Origin of the sequence: Spirillospora sp. NPDC052242 (genome assembly GCF_040679555.1) — a bacterium.
GTDB lineage: Bacteria > Actinomycetota > Actinomycetes > Streptosporangiales > Streptosporangiaceae > Spirillospora.
This window is the reverse complement of the sequence record NZ_JBFAUZ010000027.1, coordinates 1-19,552: the sequence shown is the minus strand read 5'-3', so window position 1 is coordinate 19,552 and position 19,552 is coordinate 1. Positions and strand designations below refer to the sequence as shown.

At 72.6% G+C, this 19,552-nt stretch carries 22 protein-coding genes; 5 read left to right on the top strand and 17 right to left on the bottom strand.

Annotated elements, in window-relative coordinates; all coding sequences use genetic code 11:
* Positions 1 to 212 precede the first annotated feature (212 nt).
* A complete protein-coding gene (locus AB0L25_RS22420) occupies positions 213 to 1,193 on the top strand; it encodes a suppressor of fused domain protein (RefSeq protein ID WP_500174580.1) in 981 nt (326 codons plus the stop codon).
* Positions 1,194 to 1,233: 40 nt separating this feature from the next.
* Here AB0L25_RS22420 and AB0L25_RS22415 read toward each other — a convergent pair whose 3' ends face one another.
* From AB0L25_RS22415 to rpsB, 5 genes are all read right to left on the bottom strand, one after another.
* Positions 1,234 to 2,100 carry a phosphatidate cytidylyltransferase gene (locus tag AB0L25_RS22415; protein ID WP_500174579.1) on the bottom strand — a complete coding sequence of 289 codons (867 nt, stop codon included), beginning with the start codon at positions 2,098 to 2,100 and terminating at the stop codon, positions 1,234 to 1,236.
* The gene (gene frr / locus AB0L25_RS22410) at positions 2,100 to 2,657 is read right to left on the bottom strand and encodes a ribosome recycling factor (RefSeq protein ID WP_500174578.1); all 558 of its coding nucleotides are present in this window, start codon (positions 2,655 to 2,657) and stop codon (positions 2,100 to 2,102) included. Before frr ends, AB0L25_RS22415 begins: the two co-directional genes overlap by 1 nt.
* A gap of 110 nt (positions 2,658 to 2,767) precedes the next feature.
* Complete coding sequence (pyrH, locus tag AB0L25_RS22405) at positions 2,768 to 3,547, bottom strand: UMP kinase (RefSeq protein WP_500174577.1); 780 nt, start codon at positions 3,545 to 3,547, stop codon at positions 2,768 to 2,770.
* A 58-nt stretch (positions 3,548 to 3,605) separates the two neighbouring features.
* Positions 3,606 to 4,442 carry a translation elongation factor Ts gene (gene tsf / locus AB0L25_RS22400; RefSeq protein ID WP_500174576.1) on the bottom strand — a complete coding sequence of 279 codons (837 nt, stop codon included), beginning with the start codon at positions 4,440 to 4,442 and terminating at the stop codon, positions 3,606 to 3,608.
* Between the two features lie 81 nt (positions 4,443 to 4,523).
* Positions 4,524 to 5,438, bottom strand: coding sequence for a 30S ribosomal protein S2 (rpsB, locus tag AB0L25_RS22395; RefSeq protein WP_500174575.1), 915 nt, complete (start codon positions 5,436 to 5,438; stop codon positions 4,524 to 4,526).
* Positions 5,439 to 5,829: 391 nt separating this feature from the next.
* Between rpsB and AB0L25_RS22390 the strand changes: the two genes are divergently transcribed.
* A complete protein-coding gene (locus AB0L25_RS22390) occupies positions 5,830 to 6,543 on the top strand; it encodes a murein hydrolase activator EnvC family protein (protein ID WP_500174574.1) in 714 nt (237 codons plus the stop codon).
* Between the two features lie 17 nt (positions 6,544 to 6,560).
* Here AB0L25_RS22390 and AB0L25_RS22385 read toward each other — a convergent pair whose 3' ends face one another.
* Positions 6,561 to 7,526, bottom strand: coding sequence for a tyrosine recombinase XerC (locus AB0L25_RS22385; RefSeq protein ID WP_500174573.1), 966 nt, complete (start codon positions 7,524 to 7,526; stop codon positions 6,561 to 6,563).
* 156 nt (positions 7,527 to 7,682) lie between these two features.
* Between AB0L25_RS22385 and AB0L25_RS22380 the strand changes: the two genes are divergently transcribed.
* From AB0L25_RS22380 to dprA, 3 genes are read left to right on the top strand one after another with little or no spacing between them, the layout of a single operon-like run.
* Positions 7,683 to 8,036 (top strand): YraN family protein, encoded by a 354-nt coding sequence (locus AB0L25_RS22380; RefSeq protein WP_500174572.1) that lies wholly within the window; start codon positions 7,683 to 7,685, stop codon positions 8,034 to 8,036.
* Positions 8,037 to 9,584 carry a YifB family Mg chelatase-like AAA ATPase gene (locus AB0L25_RS22375; protein ID WP_500174571.1) on the top strand — a complete coding sequence of 516 codons (1,548 nt, stop codon included), beginning with the start codon at positions 8,037 to 8,039 and terminating at the stop codon, positions 9,582 to 9,584. It begins immediately after the preceding gene.
* Positions 9,581 to 10,726 carry a DNA-processing protein DprA gene (gene dprA, locus AB0L25_RS22370; protein WP_500174570.1) on the top strand — a complete coding sequence of 382 codons (1,146 nt, stop codon included), beginning with the start codon at positions 9,581 to 9,583 and terminating at the stop codon, positions 10,724 to 10,726. Before AB0L25_RS22375 ends, dprA begins: the two co-directional genes overlap by 4 nt.
* Before the next feature lie 235 nt (positions 10,727 to 10,961).
* Here the strand turns inward: dprA and AB0L25_RS22365 are convergent, their stop codons facing one another.
* From AB0L25_RS22365 to AB0L25_RS22315, 11 genes are all read right to left on the bottom strand, one after another.
* Positions 10,962 to 11,276 (bottom strand): DUF2469 domain-containing protein, encoded by a 315-nt coding sequence (locus AB0L25_RS22365; protein ID WP_151015770.1) that lies wholly within the window; start codon positions 11,274 to 11,276, stop codon positions 10,962 to 10,964.
* Complete coding sequence (locus AB0L25_RS22360; RefSeq protein ID WP_500174569.1) at positions 11,273 to 11,986, bottom strand: ribonuclease HII; 714 nt, start codon at positions 11,984 to 11,986, stop codon at positions 11,273 to 11,275. Before AB0L25_RS22360 ends, AB0L25_RS22365 begins: the two co-directional genes overlap by 4 nt.
* A gap of 69 nt (positions 11,987 to 12,055) precedes the next feature.
* Complete coding sequence (gene lepB, locus AB0L25_RS22355) at positions 12,056 to 12,967, bottom strand: signal peptidase I (protein ID WP_500174568.1); 912 nt, start codon at positions 12,965 to 12,967, stop codon at positions 12,056 to 12,058.
* Positions 12,968 to 13,101: 134 nt separating this feature from the next.
* Entirely contained in the window at positions 13,102 to 13,452 is a 351-nt protein-coding gene (rplS, locus tag AB0L25_RS22350; protein WP_026405315.1) for a 50S ribosomal protein L19, read from the bottom strand.
* A 117-nt stretch (positions 13,453 to 13,569) separates the two neighbouring features.
* Entirely contained in the window at positions 13,570 to 14,352 is a 783-nt protein-coding gene (gene trmD, locus AB0L25_RS22345) for a tRNA (guanosine(37)-N1)-methyltransferase TrmD (protein ID WP_500174567.1), read from the bottom strand.
* Positions 14,349 to 14,861, bottom strand: a complete 513-nt coding sequence (gene rimM / locus AB0L25_RS22340) for a ribosome maturation factor RimM (protein ID WP_500174566.1) — start codon at positions 14,859 to 14,861, stop codon at positions 14,349 to 14,351. The genes trmD and rimM overlap by 4 nt, the downstream gene beginning before the upstream one ends.
* Before the next feature lie 348 nt (positions 14,862 to 15,209).
* Entirely contained in the window at positions 15,210 to 15,452 is a 243-nt protein-coding gene (locus tag AB0L25_RS22335) for an RNA-binding protein (protein WP_026405312.1), read from the bottom strand.
* 1 nt (position 15,453) lies between these two features.
* Entirely contained in the window at positions 15,454 to 15,885 is a 432-nt protein-coding gene (gene rpsP, locus AB0L25_RS22330) for a 30S ribosomal protein S16 (RefSeq protein WP_500174565.1), read from the bottom strand.
* A gap of 191 nt (positions 15,886 to 16,076) precedes the next feature.
* Positions 16,077 to 17,651 (bottom strand): signal recognition particle protein, encoded by a 1,575-nt coding sequence (ffh, locus tag AB0L25_RS22325; RefSeq protein WP_500174564.1) that lies wholly within the window; start codon positions 17,649 to 17,651, stop codon positions 16,077 to 16,079.
* Positions 17,652 to 17,806: 155 nt separating this feature from the next.
* Positions 17,807 to 19,429 (bottom strand): [protein-PII] uridylyltransferase, encoded by a 1,623-nt coding sequence (locus AB0L25_RS22320; protein ID WP_500174563.1) that lies wholly within the window; start codon positions 19,427 to 19,429, stop codon positions 17,807 to 17,809.
* Positions 19,426 to 19,512, bottom strand: coding sequence for a hypothetical protein (locus AB0L25_RS22315; RefSeq protein ID WP_500174673.1), 87 nt, complete (start codon positions 19,510 to 19,512; stop codon positions 19,426 to 19,428). Before AB0L25_RS22315 ends, AB0L25_RS22320 begins: the two co-directional genes overlap by 4 nt.
* Between the last annotated feature and the right edge of the window lie 40 nt (positions 19,513 to 19,552).

The following is a 19,552-nucleotide window of genomic DNA, read 5'->3' as shown; positions in this document are numbered from 1 at the left end:
GGACGGACGACGCGACTGCGCGTGATCTCTCGGCCCACTAAGGTCTCGACCATGTCGGTTCTGCGCAGGGGCGGCGCCGCGCCCCGGCGCCGGGGCGCGACCGTCGTCCACGCCGAGACCGGCCCGTACGGCGGCCGCCGGCCGTCATCGAGAGCGACGGAACCGTCACCGCCGCCTATCTGAAGGACGCCGGCGAGTCGGTCGTCGGGGCCGTGTGGGTAGCCAACCACCGCGCCGCCCCGGCCGGCCTGGACCTGACCCGGCTGGACGCGGGCGCCGCGCCGCTCCTGCCGCGGTCGCACGTCCGCCACCCGGACGGACGGGACGCGCTGGACGCGGGCGCGCTGGAGATCGTCTGGTTCGAGGAGGGCGACGGCGTGGCCGTCCTCGAGGCGGGAGAGCCGCTGTTCGTGATCCCCGGATGGTCCGACATCGGGCGCGGCGTCCCCGGCTACGCCCGGGACGCCGTCGAACAGAGCCCGTTCGCGTTCCCTCTCGCAGAGGAGATCGACCGCTTCGGACTGCGCGTGGACCGCGCGCGCGTCCACTGGCAAGCTGCGCGCGCCGAAGGGGCCTGGGCGAAGTACCAGCAGGCCGTCCTCGGGCACCTTCTGCAGCGGGTCGGGCCTGGCGGGCACTACTGGCACGACATCGGGCGACGTGCAGACGGCAGAGCCGGCACGCACCCGATCGTCGGGCTGACGGAGCGCCCGCCACAGGACGATCGGGAGTTCACCGTGTTGAGCACGGTGGGGATGAGCCGACAACGGATGCCGACGATCGAACTGTACGAGGACGACGTGTCCCCTCACGCCCGGATCGAACTCGCCTTGGCGAGCACCCTGCCCACACGGTCGGCGGGCAAAATCTTCCCCTGGCTCGCACCGTGTCCGTGGCGAACGGTGACCTGGTTCGCGCCCGGCGACGTCGTCAAGTGGCCTTACGACGGACGCCCGTTCCCCCTGGGCGTCGAAGGATCCGGTTGGGAAGCCGTCCTGCTCCTGGAGGACCCTGCGCGCCTGGAGGGCCCCACGCCTCCCGTGCTCGCGGGCTTGACCGTTCAGGACGACCCGGTCCGGTGGCTGTGGCTCGTCCCGATCGGCGCCGAAGAGCACCGATTCGCCAAGGCGGAGGGCTCGGACGCGCTCGTGCGGCGGCTGGCCCGCGAGGGACGCACGTGGGTGGTGTCGTAGCCCCGCCCGCGCACGCGCCGGGCGGCGACCGGGGCGCCGATCACGCGGTGGGGACGAACAGTTCCAGCAGCAGCCAGACCACGGGGGCGGTCGCCACGAGGGAGTCGAGGCGGTCCATCACGCCGCCGTGACCGGGCAGGAGGGTGCCCATGTCCTTGATGCCGAGGTCGCGCTTGACCATCGACTCGATGAGGTCGCCGACGGTCGCGGTGACCACGGCGGCGAGGCCGATGACGACACCGTGCCAGATCTGGCCGCCGTCCAGCAGCCACCACACCAGCCAGCCGCCGACGACCATGCAGGTCAGGGCGGAACCGGTAAAGCCCTCCCAGGTCTTCTTCGGGCTGATGGTCGGCGCCATCTTGTGCTTGCCGAGGAACGATCCGGCGAAGTAGCCGCCGATGTCGCTGGCGACGGTCGTCGCGATGAAGATCACGATGCGGTGGTCGCCGTCGTCGGGGGCCATCAGCAGCGCCACGATGCCGCCCATGAGGACGAGCCAGCCGCTGGTCAGCGCCCCTGCGGAGACGTCCCGGACGTAGCCGTCCGACCCCTCCGTCATCCGTGTGACGAGCAGCGCCAGGACCGTCAGGGACACCGCGGCGACCACGGCGGTGGAGCCCCAGATGTAGGCGACGACGGGAGTCGCCACCATCCCCGTGGCCACCGGGATGAACGGCACACGGATGTCGCGGGTCTTGAGCGCCTCGGTGAGCTCGCGCATGCCGAGGAACAAGAAGAGCACCATGACGCCAAGGAAGATCTCCTTGACGGTGTACAGCGACACCAGGACGAGTGCGCCGAGGCCGGCGCCCACGCCGATCGCCATGGGGAGGTTGCGGCCGGCCTTGCCCGCGCGCGGCTTATCCGGGGAGCCCGTGGGCTCCCCGGCGTCGTCGAGTTCCATCACACTTCGAGCAGTTCGGCCTTCTTGTGCTCGAGCAACTCGTCGATCTGCGCCGTGTACCGGTGCGTGGTGTCGTCGAGTTCCTTCTCCGCACGGCGGACCTCGTCCTCGCCGGCCTCGCCGTCCTTGGCGAGCTTGTCGAGGGCGTCCTTGGCGCGCCGCCGGATGTTGCGGATGGAGATCTTGCTGTCCTCGGCCTTGCCGCCCGCGACCTTGATGAACTCCTTGCGGCGCTCCTCCGAGAGCTCGGGGAAGACGACGCGAATGACGTTGCCGTCGTTGGTGGGGTTCACGCCGAGGTCGCTCTCGCGGATGGCCTTCTCCACCGCCTGCATGGACGACTTGTCGTAGACCTGGACGATGACCATCCGCGGTTCGGGCAGGGTGAACGAGGCGAGCTGGTTGACCGGCGTCGGGGTGCCGTAGTACTCCGCGGTGATCTTGTTGAACATCGCGGGGGTGACCCGGCCGGTGCGGATGGCCTGGAAGTCCTCCTTGGCGACCGCGACCGCCTTCTCCATCTTTTCCTCGGCTTCGAGGAGGGTCTCGTCGATCACTGTGACTCCCGTGTCATCTGGTCGGCCGTGTACATGGTGCTGTCCCCGCGACCTCTCCGCGCGGGAACCGTGCGCGTGCACGGCTCCCGCGAGGCGCGGTCGCGCTGCGGTCAGCCCTGTGCCGGGCTGACCAGCGTGCCGATCTTCTCACCCCGGACGGCCCGGACGATGTTGCCCTGCCCCAACAGGTCGAAGACCACGATGGGGAGCGCGTTGTCCATGCAGAGGCTGATGGCCGTGGCGTCCATGACCTTCAGTCCCCGCTGTAGAACTTCACCGTAATCCAAATGGTCGAACTTGACCGCCTCTGGATTCTTGCGGGGGTCGGCGTCGTAGACGCCGTCCACCTGAGTCGCCTTGAGCACGGCCTCCGCACCGATCTCCAGCGCGCGCTGGGCGGCGGTGGTGTCGGTGGAGAAGAACGGCTGGCCGAGCCCGGCGCCGAAGATGACGACGCGGCCCTTCTCCAGGTGCCGGATGGCACGCCGCGGGATGTACGGCTCGGCCACCTGGCTCATGGTGATGGCGGTCTGGACCCGGGTGTCGATGCCGAGCTTCTCCAGGAAGTCCTGGAGCGCCAGGCAGTTGATGACCGTCCCGATCATGCCCATGTAGTCGGCGCGGCCGCGGTCCATGCCGCGTTCGGCCATGACCGCGCCGCGGAACATGTTGCCGCCGCCGCACACGACCGCGACCTCGACGCCGTCGCGCACCGCCTCGGCGATGCCCTCGGCGACGTGCTGCACGATCTGCGGGTCGATGCCGAGCGGGTCGCGTCCGGCGAACGCCTCCCCCGACAGCTTCAGCAGCACCCGTTTCCAGCCCGCGCCCGGCGCGTGCCGGGCGGACGACGAGGCCGCCGTCGCGCTAGTGGTCGTCTTGTCCGGCACGTCGGCGGCCTCCTCGTTGTGTCCGTCTTCTGCCCTGGTCCCCGTTTCCAGAGTGCCCTCAGGCCTGCCCGACCTTGAAGCGGGCGAACCGGACGACCTTGACACCGGCCTCGTCCAGCACCTTCGCGATCGTCTTCTTGCCGTCCTTGACGAACGCCTGCTCCAGCAGGACGAAGTCGCGGAAGTAGGCGTTGACCCGGCCCTCGACGATCTTCGGGATGGCCTGCTCGGGCTTGCCCTCGTCGCGGGTGAGCTGCTCGGCGAGCGCCCGCTCCTTCTCGATCGCCTCGGCGGGGATCTCGTCGCGGTTCAGGTACTTGGGCGCCATCGCCGCGATCTGCTGGGCGACGTCCTTGGCGACCTCGGCGTTCTCGGCGTCCAGCTCGACCAGCACGCCGGTCGTCGGCGGCAGCTGCGGGTCGGACTTGTGCAGGTAGCTGGCCACGTAGGCGCCCTGGAAGTGGGCGAACCGGCGCAGCTCGAGCTTCTCGCCGATCTTGGCGCTGTTCTCCTCGATCAGGGCCTGGACGGTCTTGCCCGGCTCGACCTCGGCGCCCAGCAGCGCGGCCACGTCGGCGACGCCGGCGGTCGCGGCGAACCGGACGAGACGGTCGGCCAGCTCGATGAACTGCGCGTTCTTCGCGACGAAGTCCGTCTCGCAGTTGAGCTCGAGCATCGCGCCGTTGCCGGAGTCGGCAAAGTACTCGGCGACGAGGCCGTTGGCCGCGGTGCGCTCGGCGCGCTTGCCGACGTCCTTGGCGCCCTTGAGGCGCAGCAGCTCGGTGGCCTTCTCGAAGTCGCCGTCCGCCTCGGTCAGGGCGTTCTTGACGGCCATCATTCCGGCGCCGGTCAGGTCACGGAGCCGCTTGACGTCAGCGGCGGTGAAGTTCGCCATCGCTCTTTTCGCTTCTCTCGTCGTTGGTCGTGGACCCGCCACGATCCCGGCGGCCCGTCACGGGCCGCCGGGATCGCGGGATCAAGCCTGCTCGGCCTCGGCGCTCGCCTGCTCCGGCTCGGCGGGGGCCTCGGCGGCCTCGGCCTCGGGAGCCGCGGGGGCCTCCGCGGCCTCCGTGGCCTCGGCGGCGGGGGCGGCCTCGGCGGACTGCTTCTCCAGCAGCTCGCGCTCCCACTCGGGCAGCGGCTCGGCGGCGGACGCGGCGCCCTTGGCGGGCTTCTCGTCGCCGCCGGCACCGGCGCCGGCGCGGGCGATCAGGCCGTCGGCGACGGCGTCGGCGACCACGCGGGTCAGCAGGCTGACGCTGCGGATCGCGTCGTCGTTGCCCGGAACCGGGTAGTCGACCTCGTCGGGGTCGCAGTTGGTGTCCAGGATCGCGACGACCGGGATGCCGAGCTTCTTGGCCTCGTTGACCGCGATGTGCTCCTTCTTGGTGTCCACGATCCAGATGGCGCTCGGAACCTTCGCCATGTCGCGGATACCGCCGAGGGTGCGCTCGAGCTTGTCCTTCTCGCGGCGCAGGCCGAGGAGCTCCTTCTTCGTCATGCCGGAGCCGGCCACGTCGTCGTAGTCGATCTCCTCCAGCTCCTTGAGCCGGGTGAGCCGCTTGTGGACGGTGGAGAAGTTGGTGAGCATGCCGCCCAGCCAGCGCTGGTTGACGAAGGGCATGCCGACCCGGGTGGCCTGCTCGGCGATGGCCTCCTGGGCCTGCTTCTTGGTGCCGACGAACAGAATGGTGCCGCCGTGGGCGACCGTGGCCTTGACGAACTCGTAGGCGCGGTCGATGTAGGACAGCGACTGCTGCAGGTCGATGATGTAGATGCCGTTGCGCTCCGTGAGGATGAAGCGCTTCATCTTCGGGTTCCACCGGCGGGTCTGGTGGCCGAAGTGGACGCCGCTCTCCAGGAGCTGCCGCATGGTGACGACGGGTGCCATTGCCCGTGTTCTCCTTCTCTGGCCCAGGCGGGCCGCATTTGGTTGTCTGCCTGCGCCCGGGAGCCGTCCCACCGTCGCCGGCGGCGACGGACCGAGGGGCGGCACCCCACCAGGTCGGTGGCATGCGGACGCGTGAAATCAGCCGCCGGGTCCTCCCTGACGGCTGTGGCCCGGTCTCCCGGGCCGCGGCCCGTCCGCTCACAGGTAGCGGCTTCTCGCCCGTCCGACCGCGTGGTCGAAAGGGTGACGGCCTGGCCTCGGCCGGTGTCCTTTTGGAACACCATCACAGATTATCAGGGCCCGGAGGCCTCCGGGAATCAACGGACGCGGAGGTTATCCACAGACCGCGGAAGCCGCCACGACCGGCGCGCTCCCCCGGCACTCTTCCGGCATGACGTTGTTCACACTGCTCCTCACCTGCGCGATCACGGCCGGGGCGCCGAGCCCGGACGTCTGGCGGTGGCCGCTGGGCCCACCCGCGCCCCAGGTGCTGCGCGGGTTCTCGCCGCCGGCGTCCCCCTGGGGTGCGGGCCACCGCGGTGTCGATCTCGCCGCCCGTCCGGGGCAGCCGGTGCGCGCCGCCGGGCCCGGACGGGTGTCCTTCGCCGACCGGCTCGCGGGACGCGGCGTCGTCGCGATCACGCACGGGAGCCTCAGCACCACGTACCTGCCCGTCCGTCCGAGCGTCCCCGTCGGGCACCGCGTCGCGCCCGGCACCGTGATCGGCCGGGTCGAGGCCGATCGCTCGCACTGCGCGACCACCTGCCTGCACTGGGGGTTGCGCGACGGGAACGCGTACCTGAACCCGGTCGACCTCGTGCACCGCGAGATCAGGCTGCTCCCGTACTGGTCCCCGCCGCCCGCGCCCCGCGAGCGCGATGAGTCCGCCGCCGCGGAGCCGCGCATGGGGCTGCGGGACGCGACGACGGCCACGGGCGGCGCGCTGACCGGCATGGTCCTGGCGTACGCCCTGGCGTTCGTCTGGCGCCGCACCCGCCCGCGTCCGCGCGCCCGTCTCCGTGCCGGTCGCCTCCGGCCGCCGCCTCCTCCGCCGCCGGGCGTCATCGACCTGTCGAAGGAACGGCGCCTGCGCCGGACCCCGTAGCCGGGAGCCGGAGGGCGCTAATCGTCCCGGGCTCCGCGCGGGTGGGCTTGACGGTGCACCCGCTTGAGCCGCTCGGACGAGACGTGCGTGTAGAGCTGGGTCGTCTGCAGGGAGGCGTGCCCGAGGATCTCCTGGACGCTCCGCAGATCGGCTCCGCCCTCCAGGAGGTGCGAGGCCGCGCTGTGCCGCAGCCCGTGCGGCGCCATGTCGGGCATCCCGCCGACCTCCGCGATGCGCGCGTGCACCATCCGCCGCGCACTCGTCGGGTGCAGGCGCCGTCCGCGCGCGCCCAGGAAGAGTGCAGGTCCGCTGCCTTCGTCCGCCAGTGCGGGACGCCCGGCGCGGAGCCAGTCCTGGACGGCGCGGGCGGCGGGCTCGCCCATCGGCACCGTCCGCTCGCGTCCCCCCTTGCCGAGGACGCGGATCGTCCGGTGCCCGGTGTCGAGGTCGTCGACGTCCAGTCCGCAGAGTTCGCTGATGCGCACGCCCGTCGCGTACAGCACCTCGAGGACGGCGAGGTCGCGCAGTCCCAGCGGGCCTTCGGCGTCCATGTCGTCCAGCAGCCGCCCCGCGTCGTCCTGGGTCAGCACGGCGGGCAGGCTCCGGCGCCGCTGAGGGGTGCCCAGGAGGAGCCCCGGATCGCTCTCCAGGACGCCGATCCGGTGCAGGTGGGCCGTGAACGCGCGGGCGGCCGCCGTCCGGCGCGCGAGCGTGGCCCGCGACCGTCCCATCGCGTGCTGCCGGGCCAGCCAGGCCCGCAGCAGCCCGACGTCCAGATCCGCGGGCCGCGTCGCTCCGGTCTCGGCCGCGTGGGCGCAGAGGTCCCGCAGGTCTCCGAGGTACGCGCGGAGCGTGTGCGGCGAGACGTCGCGCTCCGCACGCAGGTGGCGTCCGAACTCGACGACGGCCGCCTCGAGCTCCCCGCCCCCATCGGCGTCGTCCTCCGCACGTTCGCCCGTGCCGTGCCCGACCGTGTTGCTCACAGCCGCCACCGTGCGACGTCGTCCCCGAGGAAGCAAGCACCCCACGCCGGGTTTCGACCCGCCGAGCCGGAATGTCCCGCCGAGTTATCCACAGGGTGCCGTTCCGGTTACAGGGAGTCCCCGCATCGGGGAGCGTCGAGATCGGAGGTGAGGTCCGTGAGACAGCACATCGACCTTGGGCGCCGCGGCGAGGACGCCGCCGCCGGATACCTGGCCGGGATCGGCTGGACGATCCTCGACCGCAACTGGCGGTGCTCCGAGGGAGAGATCGACATCGTCGCCCACGACGGCCGGGTCCCGGTCGTCTGCGAGGTGAAGACGCGGCGGTCGACCCGCTTCGGCGACCCGCTGGAGGCGATCACCGAGTCGAAGGCCGCCCGGTTACGCCGGCTGGCCTGGCGCTGGGCCGCCGCGCACGGCGCCCGCGGGACGGCCGTCCGGGTGGACGTGCTCGGCCTGGTCGCCGACGGCGACGGCTTCACCATCGATCACCTGAGGGAGGTGTGCTAGATGACGCTCGCCAAGACCCGCTCGGTGTCACTGGTCGGCGTGGAGGGCTTCCTGGTGGACGTCGAGGCCGCCATCACCAGCGGAGTGCCCGGCCTGCACCTGGTCGGCCTGCCCGACACCGTGCTCAGCGAGGCCCGCGACCGCGTCCGCGCGGCGATCTTCAACTCGGACGAGGACTGGCCGAACCGTCATGTGACGGTGTCCCTGTTCCCCGCGAGCATGCCCAAGCGAGGCTCGAACTTCGACGTCGCCATAGCCGTGGCGCTGCTCGCCGCCGCAGAGGTGGTCCCGGCACGCTCGTGCGCGGGACTGGTGATGATCGGCGAACTGGGGCTGGACGGCCGGATCCGCGCGGTGCAGGGGGTCCTGCCCGCCGTGCTCGCCGCCTCCCAGAGCGGCTGCCACACGGTGGTCGTCCCGCACGCCAACGCGGCCGAGGCCCGCTTGGTCCCGGACGTGGAGGTGGTCTCCGCGCAAACCCTGCGCGGCCTCCTGTGCCTGCTGCGCGACGAGCCGCCGCCGGACGAGGAGGACGAGGACGAACCGGCGCTCGGCGGCCGCCTCGCCGTCGGCCGGAAGGAGATCCCCCCGGACGTCGATCTCGCGGACGTCCGGGGGCAGGCCGACGCCCGCCGCGCCCTGGAGATCAGCGCCGCCGGAGGGCACCACCTCTACTTCTCGGGGCCGCCGGGCTGCGGGAAGACCATGCTGGCCGAGCGGCTGCCGACGCTGCTGCCGCCCCTGGAACCCGAATCGGCCCTGGAGGTCACCACCATCCACTCCGTGGCGGGCACGCTTCCACCGGGCCAGCCGCTGATCACCCAGCCGCCGTTCTACGCCCCGCACCACACCGCGAGCCGCGTCGCGATGGTCGGCGGCGGCTCCGGCCGGACGCTCCAACCGGGCGCCGTCTCCCTCGCGCACCGGGGCATCCTCTTCCTGGACGAGGCGCCCGAGTTCCAGCACGGCACCCTGGACGCGCTCCGCCAACCCCTCGAAGAGGGCAATGTCCGGATCTGCAGAGCCGAGGGCACGGCGACGTTCCCGGCGCGCTTCACGCTCGTCCTGGCGGCCAACCCGTGCCCGTGCGCGGCGGCCAAACAGATCGACTGCTCCTGCGCCCCCGGGATCCGGCGGAAGTACGGAACCCGCATCTCCGGCCCGCTGCTCGACCGGATCGACCTAAAACTCGAACTGACCCCGGCCAGCCGCGCCGAACTCCGGTACGACCTGGAGTTCGCCGAGACGAGCAAGGTCGTCGCCGAACGGGTCCTCGACGCCCGGGAACGCTCGCTCAAACGGCTGGCCGGCACCCCCTGGCGTTCCAACTCCGAGATCCCCGGGCCCGAACTGCGCCGCCGTTTCGTCCCGTCCGGCGAGGCGATGCGGAGCGCGGACGACGCGCTGCAGCGCGGGACGCTCAGTGCCCGGGGCCTCGACCGGATCCTGCGGGTCGCCTGGACGATCGCCGACCTCGCGGGCCACGACGAACCCGAGGCCGACGACATCGGCGGCGCGCTCGGCCTGTGGTCGGCGGGGCGCCCGTGAACGCCGAACGCGCCGCGCGCGCCGCCCTGACCGCCGTCGCCGAACCCGGCGACGCCTTCCTCAACCGGATCATCGACCACGCCGGCCCCGAACGGACGCTGGATTCCATCCGCGCCGGTCGCCCGCCCGACGGCCTGAACGTCACCGAGAAGGAGGCCGCACGCCTCGAACACTGGCGGATCCGCCTCGTCGGCGCCGCCCCCGACCAGGACCTCGCCGTGTGCGCCGAACTCGGCGGACGCCTGATCTGCCCGGGAGACCCCGAATGGCCCACCACCCTGGACGACCTCGGCGGCGAACGTCCCTACGCGCTGTGGCTGCACGGCCCCGCCGACCTGCGAAGAAGCTGCCTGCACTCGGTCGCGATCGTCGGATCCCGCGCCGCGTCCCCGTACGGGCTGCACGTCGCCGCGGACCTGGCGGCGGAACTGGCCGACTCGGGCTGGACGGTGGTCTCCGGCGGGGCCCTCGGGATCGACGCCGCGGCCCATCGCGGCTCGCTGGCGGCGGAAGGCCCCACCATCGCGGTCCTGGCGAACGGCTTCGACGTCCCCTATCCCGCGTCGAACGAGGGGCTGTTCGCCGAGATGGCCCGCCGCTCGGTCCTGGTCAGCGAGTCGCCGCCCGGCACCCACCCGCACCGGCTCCGGTTCCTCGTCCGCAACCGGGTGATCGCCGCGCTCTCCCGAGGGACGGTGATCGTCGAGGCCGAGGCCCGTAGCGGCGCCCTGAACACCGCCTCCTGGGCCCGGAGGCTCAACCGCGTCGTCATGGCCGTCCCCGGCCAGGTCACCTCCCGGACCTCGGTCGGCGTTCACCGCCTCCTCCGCGAGGAGGGCACGCTCCTGGTCACCCGTCACGAGGAGGTCATCGAAGCCGTCGGCCGCATCGGAGAGGACCTGGCCCCGGCCCCGCGCACACCGGTCCTCCCCCGCGATCGCCTGGACCCCTTGACCCGCTCCGTCCTGGAGGCCTTCCCCGCCCGCGGCCACGTGGGCCCGGCCCAACTGGCGGCGAAGGCCGGGGTCCCCCTGCCGACGGTCAACGCCAAGCTCGGCCTGCTCGCCGCCGGCGGCTTCATCGAACGCGCCTCCGCCGGCTGGCGCCTGACCCCGACCGCCAAAACCCCACCCGCCCCATGAGACCGGGGACGAACACCGCGCGAAGTCACGCCCCCGGCGAGGCCGCCGGGGGCGCACCGGCGGGATGCACCCACGGGAAGGGGGTGTGGCCGGATCACGCGGGGTGCCGGGCGACCGCCGTCGCGGGCACCTCGTGGGGTGCGTCCTGGCGGGGCGGCGTCGCGCGTGGTGTTTTGGTGGGGTGGGACGGGTGGGGTTGGTCGTTGGAATCGGCCGGTGACCCGGGTTGGGGGGGTTACTGGTCGGAGGGCATTTCGAAGTCGCTCTTGGCCAGTTCCTCGACGTTGACGTCCTTGAAGGTCACGACGCGGACGTTCTTGACGAAGCGGGCGGGGCGGTACATGTCCCAGACCCAGGCGTCCTGCATGGTGACCTCGAAGAAGACCTCGCCGTTGTCGGTGCCGCGCACCTGCAGGTCGACGGAGTTCGTCAGGTAGAAGCGGCGCTCCGTCTCGACGACGTAGGTGAACAGCCCGACGACGTCCCGGTACTCGCGATAGAGCTGAAGCTCCATCTCGGTCTCGTACTTCTCGAGATCCTCGGCGCTCACGCTCGTGCCCCTTCCGTGCGGCCTTCGCCGGGGACCTCCCCCAAGGCCACGTCCCCATTGTTACGCACTGCTCGCCCGACGTTGACGTAGGAGAACCGATGCTCCGGACATGGTCCGTGCTCTCGGAGGGCCTCGCTGTGCGCGCGGGTCACATATCCCTTGTGCAGGTCGAAACCGTACTCCGGGTACCGCTCGTGGAGTTGGACCATGATGCGGTCTCGGGTGACCTTGGCGATGACGGACGCGGCGGCCACGCAGGCCGCCACCTGGTCGCCCTTGATCATGGCGAGGCCGGGCACCTCGAGGCCGGGCACCGGGAAGCCGTCGCTCAGCACGTAGGCGGGGCGTTCGGGCAGGGCGGCGAGGGCGCGGCGCATTCCGGTGATGTTGCACCGGTGCAGGCCGATGCGGTCGATGTCGTGGCACGGGATGACGACGGCGCTCCAGGCGAGTGCCCGTTCGGTGATCTCGCCGTACAGCTCCTCGCGGCGGGCCGGGGTGAGGAGCTTGGAGTCGGTGAGGCCCTCGATCGTCCCGCGGCGGCCTCCGCGCAGCATCACCGCGCCGACGACCAGGGGGCCCGCGCACGCGCCCCGCCCGGCTTCGTCGACGCCGGCCACGGGGGTGAAGCCGGCGTGCTCCAGGGCGCGCTCGTAGGCGAGCAGCCCTGCGTCACGGCGCGGCGTGAAGCGGAGTGGACGACCCTTCATGCTCCGCAGCGTACGTCGCCCGGGCCCCCTGCCGCCGCCCGAATGGGCCTCTTCCGGGCATGTCGCTGATCACCCGATGGTCGGCGCCGGTCTGATGCGGCGGCGCCTCAGCAGGTAGGCGATGGGGAGGGTGCCGATGGCGCCGAGCGCGTAGGGCGTCGCGGGCAGGGCCGCGGCGGCGGCCGTCAGCGCGGGCTGCTCGAAGGTGTCCGGGATGGGGAGGGTGTCGACCCGGTCCAGGGGCCAGACGATCACGAAGGCGCGGCCGATGACGTGGTCGATCGGGATGGTGCCGCCGCCGGGGTCGGCCTGGTGGGAGCGGGAGTCGTAGGAGAGCTCCCGGTGGTCGCCCATGACCCACACCTGGCCGGGCGCGACGGTGATGTCGAAGGGGTCGTTGGACGGCTTGTTCTGCTCGCCCGTGATCGGGTCGGTGTAGAGGTAGGACGACTCGTCGATCGGGACGCCGTTGACGGTGACGCGGCCCTGGGCGTCGCAGCACTTGACGCGGTCGCCGGGGATGCCGATGACCCGTTTGATGTAGTCCTTCTCGTTGGGGGCGAAGCCGAAGGCGGCGCCGACCCAGCGGAGGGCCTTGGAGACGGGGTTGGTGGGCTCGCTGACCTGGGTCTCGGGGTCCCAGGAGTCCAGCCCGTTGAAGACGATGATGTCACCGCGCTCGACGTCGCGGGTGTGGTAGACGATCTTGTTGACGAGGACCCGGTCGCCGACCTGGAGCGTGTTCTCCATGGAACCGGACGGGATGTAGAAGGCCTGAACGGCGAACGCCTTGATGACCAGGGCGAGGACGACGGCGATGACGACGAGAATGGGCAGTTCTTTCCAGAAGGAGCCCTGCTTTTTCTTCTTGTCGTCGCCGTCCTCGGCCGCCTCTTCTTCGGAGGTCACGGCCTGCTCTTCTTCGGGCACCGCGCCCTCGGCCTCGGATCGCACGTCTCTCCGATCGTCCTCATCAGTCATCAGATCAAAAGACTAGCGGCGCGGGGCCCGAACATGCCCGTCGCGGGCGTGTCGCAGAGAGCCGAGCCGAATATTTCCCCCGAAACGGGCAACGCCCCGGTACCGAGGGGTCCGGGGCGTTGCGGGGCACGGGCTCAGGACTCGCGCTTCTCCTTGATGCGCGCGGCCTTGCCGCGCAGGTTGCGCAGGTAGTAGAGCTTGGCGCGGCGGACGTCACCGCGGGTGACGACCTCGATCTTGTCGATCGACGGGCTGTTGATCGGGAACGTCCGCTCGACGCCGACGCTGTAGCTCACCTTGCGGACGGTGAAGGTCTCGCGGGCGCCGCCGCCCTGGCGCCGGATCACCACGCCCTGGAAGACCTGGATACGGCTCCGGTTGCCCTCCGTCACGCGGACGTGCACCTTCAGCGTGTCGCCCGGGCGGAAGTCCGGGACGTCGGCGCGCATCGCGGCCTTCTCGATCTCCTGGATCAGGGTGTGCATCGCAGCGGTTCCTCAAGGTCGAACGCGGGCGCCGAGAGGCCCCGTGGGTCCTTCGTGGGGGCGTCGCGCCGCGGAAGCGGTCTTCATCGCCTGCGAGAGTGCAGGCGCACGGACGCTCTAGTTTGCCATACCTTCGGCGTCAACCGGAAAACCGGCCTCACGCAGGACGTCGCGGTCGTGCGCGTCGAGGTGTTCGGGGGCCATGCGGGCGAGCAGTTCGGGACGGACGCGGGCGGTGCGGCGCAGCGCCTCGTCGCGGCGCCACCGGGCGATCGCGCCGTGGTTGCCGGAGAGGAGGACCTCCGGGACGGGACGGTCGCGCCACACCGGCGGCTTGGTGTAGACGGGGCCCTCCAGGAGGGATTCCATCGCGCCGGGGGCGAAGGAGTCGTCGGCGACCGAGTCGGCGTTGCCGAGGACGCCGGGCAGGAGCCGGGCGACGGCCTCCACCATGACGAGCACGGCGACCTCGCCGCCGGCGAGCACGAAGTCGCCGAGGCTGACCTCGTCGACGGGCATGCGGGCCGCGGCCTCCTCGGCGACGCGGGAGTCGATGCCCTCGTACCGTCCGCACGCGAAGACCAGGCGGGGCTCGGCGGCGTACTCGGCGGCGAGCGTCTGGGTGAAGGGCCGCCCGCCGGGGGTCGGGACGACCAGCCGGGCGGTGGTGCCGGGCGGGACGACGGCGTCCAGCGCCTCGCCCCACGGTTCGGGTTTCATCACCATGCCGGGCCCGCCGCCGTAGGGGGTGTCGTCCACGGTGCGGTGCCGGTCGTGCGTCCAGTCGCGCAGGTCGTGCACGGTGAGGTCGAGCAGCCCGCCGCGCCGGGCCTTGCCCAGCAGGGACAGGTCCAGCGGGGCGAAGTACTCGGGGAAGATCGTGACGATGTCGATGTTCATGATTCGTCGAGGAGGCCGGGGGGCGGGTCGATGACGAGCCGGCCGCCGGGCACGTCCACCTCGGGGACCAGCGCGGCCACGAACGGGACGAACCGGTCCCCTTCGGGCCCCCGCACGACCAGCAGGTCCTGGCCGTGGTGGAGGACGTCGGCGACGCGGCCGACGTCGGCGCCGTCGGTGGTGACGACGGCGAGGCCGATGAGCTCGCGGTCGTGGAACTCGTCGGGGTCGGCGGAGGGGCGGATGTCGTCGGGGGGGACGACCAGCCAGGTGCCGCGGACCTCCTCGGCGGCGTCGCGGTCCGCGATCCCGGCGAACCGGACGAGCAGGCGCCCGGAGTGCCAGCGGGCGCGCTCGACGGTGAGGGGCCCGGCGGACGCCGGGTCGGTGGCGATCTCGGTGCCGGGCGCGAACCGGACGTCCGGGTCGTCGGTGCGGACGTCGAGGGTCACCTCGCCGCGAATTCCGTGCGGACGGCCGATCCGGCCGATGACGATCGGGTCGCTCACGATGGGCGCCTCGCGTTCCGTCCCGCGCGTCCGCGACGCCCGCCGTCCGTGGCGGGGGTGAGCGGGACCGCGGGAAGCACCGTGCAGGCCGGGGAGGTCGCGACGGCCCGGCCCGGGGTCGCGGCGGACGTCGCCGAGGCGGGGAGGGATCGCGACTGAGCGAAGGGAGCCGCGGAGAGCTTCGCCGAGGCGAGGAGGGGCCGCGCCCCGGCGAAGACGATCGCGGGGCGGGCGGGTGGTGTCGAAGAGAGCGCTCGGGGGCGCCGACGGGCGGGGGGACGGCCGGGCAGGTCATCCCCCCGCACGGACACGGCGGTGCGCCGTGCGGCGGTGCTGAGGTTCACGCGCTCAGCGGACCTCGTTGACGTCGAGCAGGTCCACGCGCACGTAACGGCCCCCGGAGAGGGCGCTGATCACGGTGCGGAGGGCTTTGGCGGTGCGGCCGCCGCGGCCGATGACCTTGCCGAGGTCCTCGGGGTGCACGCGCACCTCCAGGACCCGGCCGCCCCTGATCCGGCGGGCGCGCACTCCGACGTCGTCGGGGTGCTCGACGATCCCGCGGACCAGGTGCTCGAGCGCTTCTTCGAGCACGTCAGCCCTCGCTCTTGACTTCGGTTTCGGCCTTCTTCGGCTCGGCCTTCTTCTTGGCGCGGGTCGCGGTGGCCTCGGCCGCGTCGTCGCCCAGCGCCTCCTTCACCGCGGCCTCGAAGACGGCCTTGCGGTCGGGGCGCGGCTCGGCGACCTTGAGGGTGCCCTCGGCGCCCGGCTCGCCCTTGAACTTCTGCCAGTCACCGGTGATCTTGAGCAGGTTCAGGACGGCCTCGGTCGGCTGCGCGCCGACGCCGAGCCAGTACTGGGCCCGCTCGGAGTCGATCTGGATGAGCGACGGGTCCTGCTTGGGCTGGTAGAGGCCGATCTCCTCGATCGCCCGGCCGTCCCGCTTGGTGCGGGCGTCGGCGACGACGACCCGGTACTGCGGGTTCCGGATCTTCCCCAGACGCTTGAGCTTGATCTTGACTGCCACGGGTGTGGTGTACTCCAGACTTCATTACAGGGTGGGCGGGCCGCGCCAGGTGGGGAACACCGGCCTTCGGTCCACCCGATGGACTCCGGCCGCGCAGGACGAGAGAGGGCGCCGCGCGGCTCCGGGTTTCCAGGCACGCCATTCTGCCAGACGGACGCGGGAAAAGCGCAATCGGGCGGTGACGCCGCGCGTCACTTCTTCTTGCGCGGCTGGAGCTTGTCGAGGTCGGGCATCTGGAAGCCGGGCGGGAGCTGCCCGCCGCCGAGGCCGGGGGGAAGCTGGCCGCCGCCGAGGCCGGGTGGGAGGCCCTGGGGCGCGCCGTCGGCGGGCTCCTTGGGCCGGTTCGCCTGGGCGGCGCGCTTGCGGGGGTCGCCGCTGCGCTGCTTGCCCTTCTTGTTCTTGGCCTTGGCCGCCTTGGCCGCCTTGCGCCTGCCCCCGCCGGGCATGCCCGGCATGCCGGGGATGCCGCCGGCCATCTGGCGCATCATCTTCTGCGCGTCGAAGAAGCGGGTGACGAGGCTGTTGACCTCGCCGACGGTGACGCCGGAGCCCTTGGCGATGCGGGCCCGCCGGGACCCGTTGATGATCTTGGGCTGGGAGCGTTCCTGCGGGGTCATCGAGCGGATGATCGCGGCGATCCGGTCGAGGTCGCGGTCGTCGATCTGGCTGATCTGGTCGCGGACCTGCCCCATGCCGGGCATCATCCCGAGCAGGTTGCCGATCGGGCCGAGCTTGCGGATCATCATCATCTGCTCGAGGAAGTCCTCGAGGGTGAAGTCCTCGCCGGAGGCGAACTTGGCCGACATCTTCTCGGCCTGCGCCTCGTCGAACGTGCGCTCGGCCTGCTCGATCAGGGTGAGGATGTCGCCCATGTCGAGGATGCGCCCGGCCATCCGGTCCGGGTGGAAGACGCTGAAGTCCTCGAGCTTCTCGCCGGTGGAGGCGAACATGATCGGCCGGCCGGTGATGTGCCGGACCGAGAGGGCCGCGCCGCCGCGCGCGTCGCCGTCGAGCTTGGTGAGGACGACGCCGTCGAAGCCGACGCCGTCCATGAACGCCTGGGCGGTGTTGACGGCGTCCTGGCCGACCATGGCGTCGACGACGAACAGGACGTCGTCGGGCTGCACGGCGTCGCGGATGTCGATCGCCTGCTGCATCATCTCGGCGTCGATGCCGAGCCGGCCGGCGGTGTCGATGACGACGATGCTGTGCTGGGCGCGGCGGGCCTGCTCGATGGAGCGGCGGGCGACGTCCACGGGGTCGCCGACGCCGCTGCCGGGCTCGGGCGCGAACACCGGGACCCCGGCGCGCTCGCCGACGACCTCGAGCTGCTGGACGGCGTTGGGCCGCTGCAGGTCGGCCGCCACCAGCAGCGGGGTCTGGCCCTCCTGCTTGAGCCAGCGGGCGAGCTTCCCGGCGAGGGTGGTCTTGCCGGCGCCCTGGAGGCCCGCGAGCATGATGACGGTCGGCGGGTTCTTGGCGAGCCGCAGTTCGCGGGTCTCGCCGCCGAGGATCTCGATGAGCTCCTCGTTGACGATCTTGACGACCTGCTGCGCGGGGTTCAGCGCCTGCGAGACCTCGGCGCCCCGCGCGCGCTCCTTGACGCGGGCGATGAAGTCCTTGACCACGGGCAGCGCGACGTCGGCCTCGAGCAGCGCGACGCGGATCTCGCGGGCCGTGGCGTTGATGTCGGCCTCGGAGAGCCGGCCCTTGGTGCGCAGCGACGAGAAGACCGTCGTCAGCCGGTCGGAGAGCGTCTCGAACACGTGTCTGGACCGTCCTTGGAAAGCTACTGGGATCGTCTATCAGCGTATCGGCTCCCCGGCGGGTTCCCACCCGCCTCGGGCGACCGTCTGCGGGGCGTTCGTCCTCCCGCCCCTCCCGCGCCGAGTGCCGGGGGCTCGCCCACGCCCCGCGATGTTCAGGTCAGCGCGTCCAGGATGTCGGCGCGGACGGCCTCCAGGACGGACGGGTCGGCGGGCGGGCGGTCGCGGGAATCGACGACGTAGAAGACGTCGACGGCCTCGGCGCCGAGCGTGTCGACCTGGGCGGCGCGGATCTGCAGGCCGTGCCCGCCGAGCGCCCGCCCGATCCGCCACAGCAGCCCGGGACGGTCGTGGGCGCGGACCTCGACGACGGCGGCGGTGCTGGACGCGCCGTCGACGATCATCACGCGCGGCGGCGGGACGGCGGTGCCGGGACGGACGCGCCGGGAGCGGGCGCGGCGGTCGAGGCGGTCGGCGACGTCGAGGCGGTCGGCGAGCATCCGGCGCAGGTCGGCCTCGAGGGCGGCGGGGTCGGGCGGGGAGCCGAACTCGGGGACGGCGGTGAAGTCGAGGACGGCGGTGCCCGCGGAGGTTCCGGGGGACGACACGGTGCGGGCCGTCCGGACGGCGAGGCGGTGCAGGGCGAGGACGCCCGCGGCGCGCCAGAGCAGTCCGGGACGGTCGGGCGCGGCGATCGTCACGCGGGTTCCGGCGACGCGGACGTTGACGCCGTCGCGGCGGGCGAGGGCGAGTTCGCGCTCGCCGAGGGCGGGCGGGGGCGGCGGGGTGCCGCCGGACAGCGCGGCGGCGGCGCGGCGGGCGAGTTCGGCGACGAGCCGGGCCTTCCAGGCGTTCCAGGCGGCGGGGCCGGTGGCGTGGCCGTCGGCGACGGCGAGGGCGGCGAGCAGTTCGAGGGTCTCGCGTTCGCGGCCGGGGACGGCGGCGACGGCGGCGGTGACGGTCGCGACGGTGGCGGGGTCGTCGATGTCGCGGCGGGTGGCGGTGTGCGGGAGCAGGAGGTGGTGCCGGACGACGGCCTCCAGGACGCGCGCGTCGGCGGCGTCGAAGCCGAGGCGGGCGGCGATGTCGCGGGCGATGGGGGCGCCGGCGGCGGAGTGGTCGCCGCCGCGCCCCTTGCCGATGTCGTGCAGCAGCGCGCCGACGAGGAGGAGGTCGGGGCGGGCGACGTCGCGGGTGCGGGCGGCGGCGCCGGCGGCGGTCTCGACGAGGTGGCGGTCGACGGTGAAGCGGTGGATCGGGTCGCGCTGCGGCCGGTTCCGGACGTGCTCCCATTCGGGGATCAGCCGGACGATCAGCCCGGCCTGGTCGAGCGCCTCCCAGACGGGGATCGCGGCGGGCCCGGCGCCGAGCAGCGAGACGAGCGCGTCGCGGGCCGCCGCGGGCCACGGCGGGCGCGGCACGGCGGCGGACGCGGCGAGGCGGTCGACGGTCGCGGGCGCGAGCGGCAGGCCGTGCTGCGCGGCGGCCGCGGCGACGCGCGGGACGAGCGCGGGGTCGTCCAGGTCGGCGCCGCGGGCGAGGACGACCTCGCCGTCGTGCTCGACGGCGCCGTCGCCCACGGGGCGGCGGCGGGACGGGGGCCGGCGGCCGGCGGCGAACCGTTCGACGCGCCGCCAGAGCTGGTCGGCGGCGTGCGCGATGGTGCGGGCGGCCTCGGCGGTGGCGTGCTTGAGCGCGTGGGCGTCCGGGAACTCGAGGGCGGCGGCGACGGCGTCGTGCTCCTGCAGGACGAGCCGGTCGGAGGCGCGGCCCGTCACGTCGTGGAGGGCGTGCCGGACGTCGAGGCGACGAGCAGCCCCGGGTGGCCGCAGTCGCGCAGGACGGTGAGGAGTCCCTGCAGGAACCCGAGGGCGCCGAAATGGTCGAGGTCGCCGCGGATC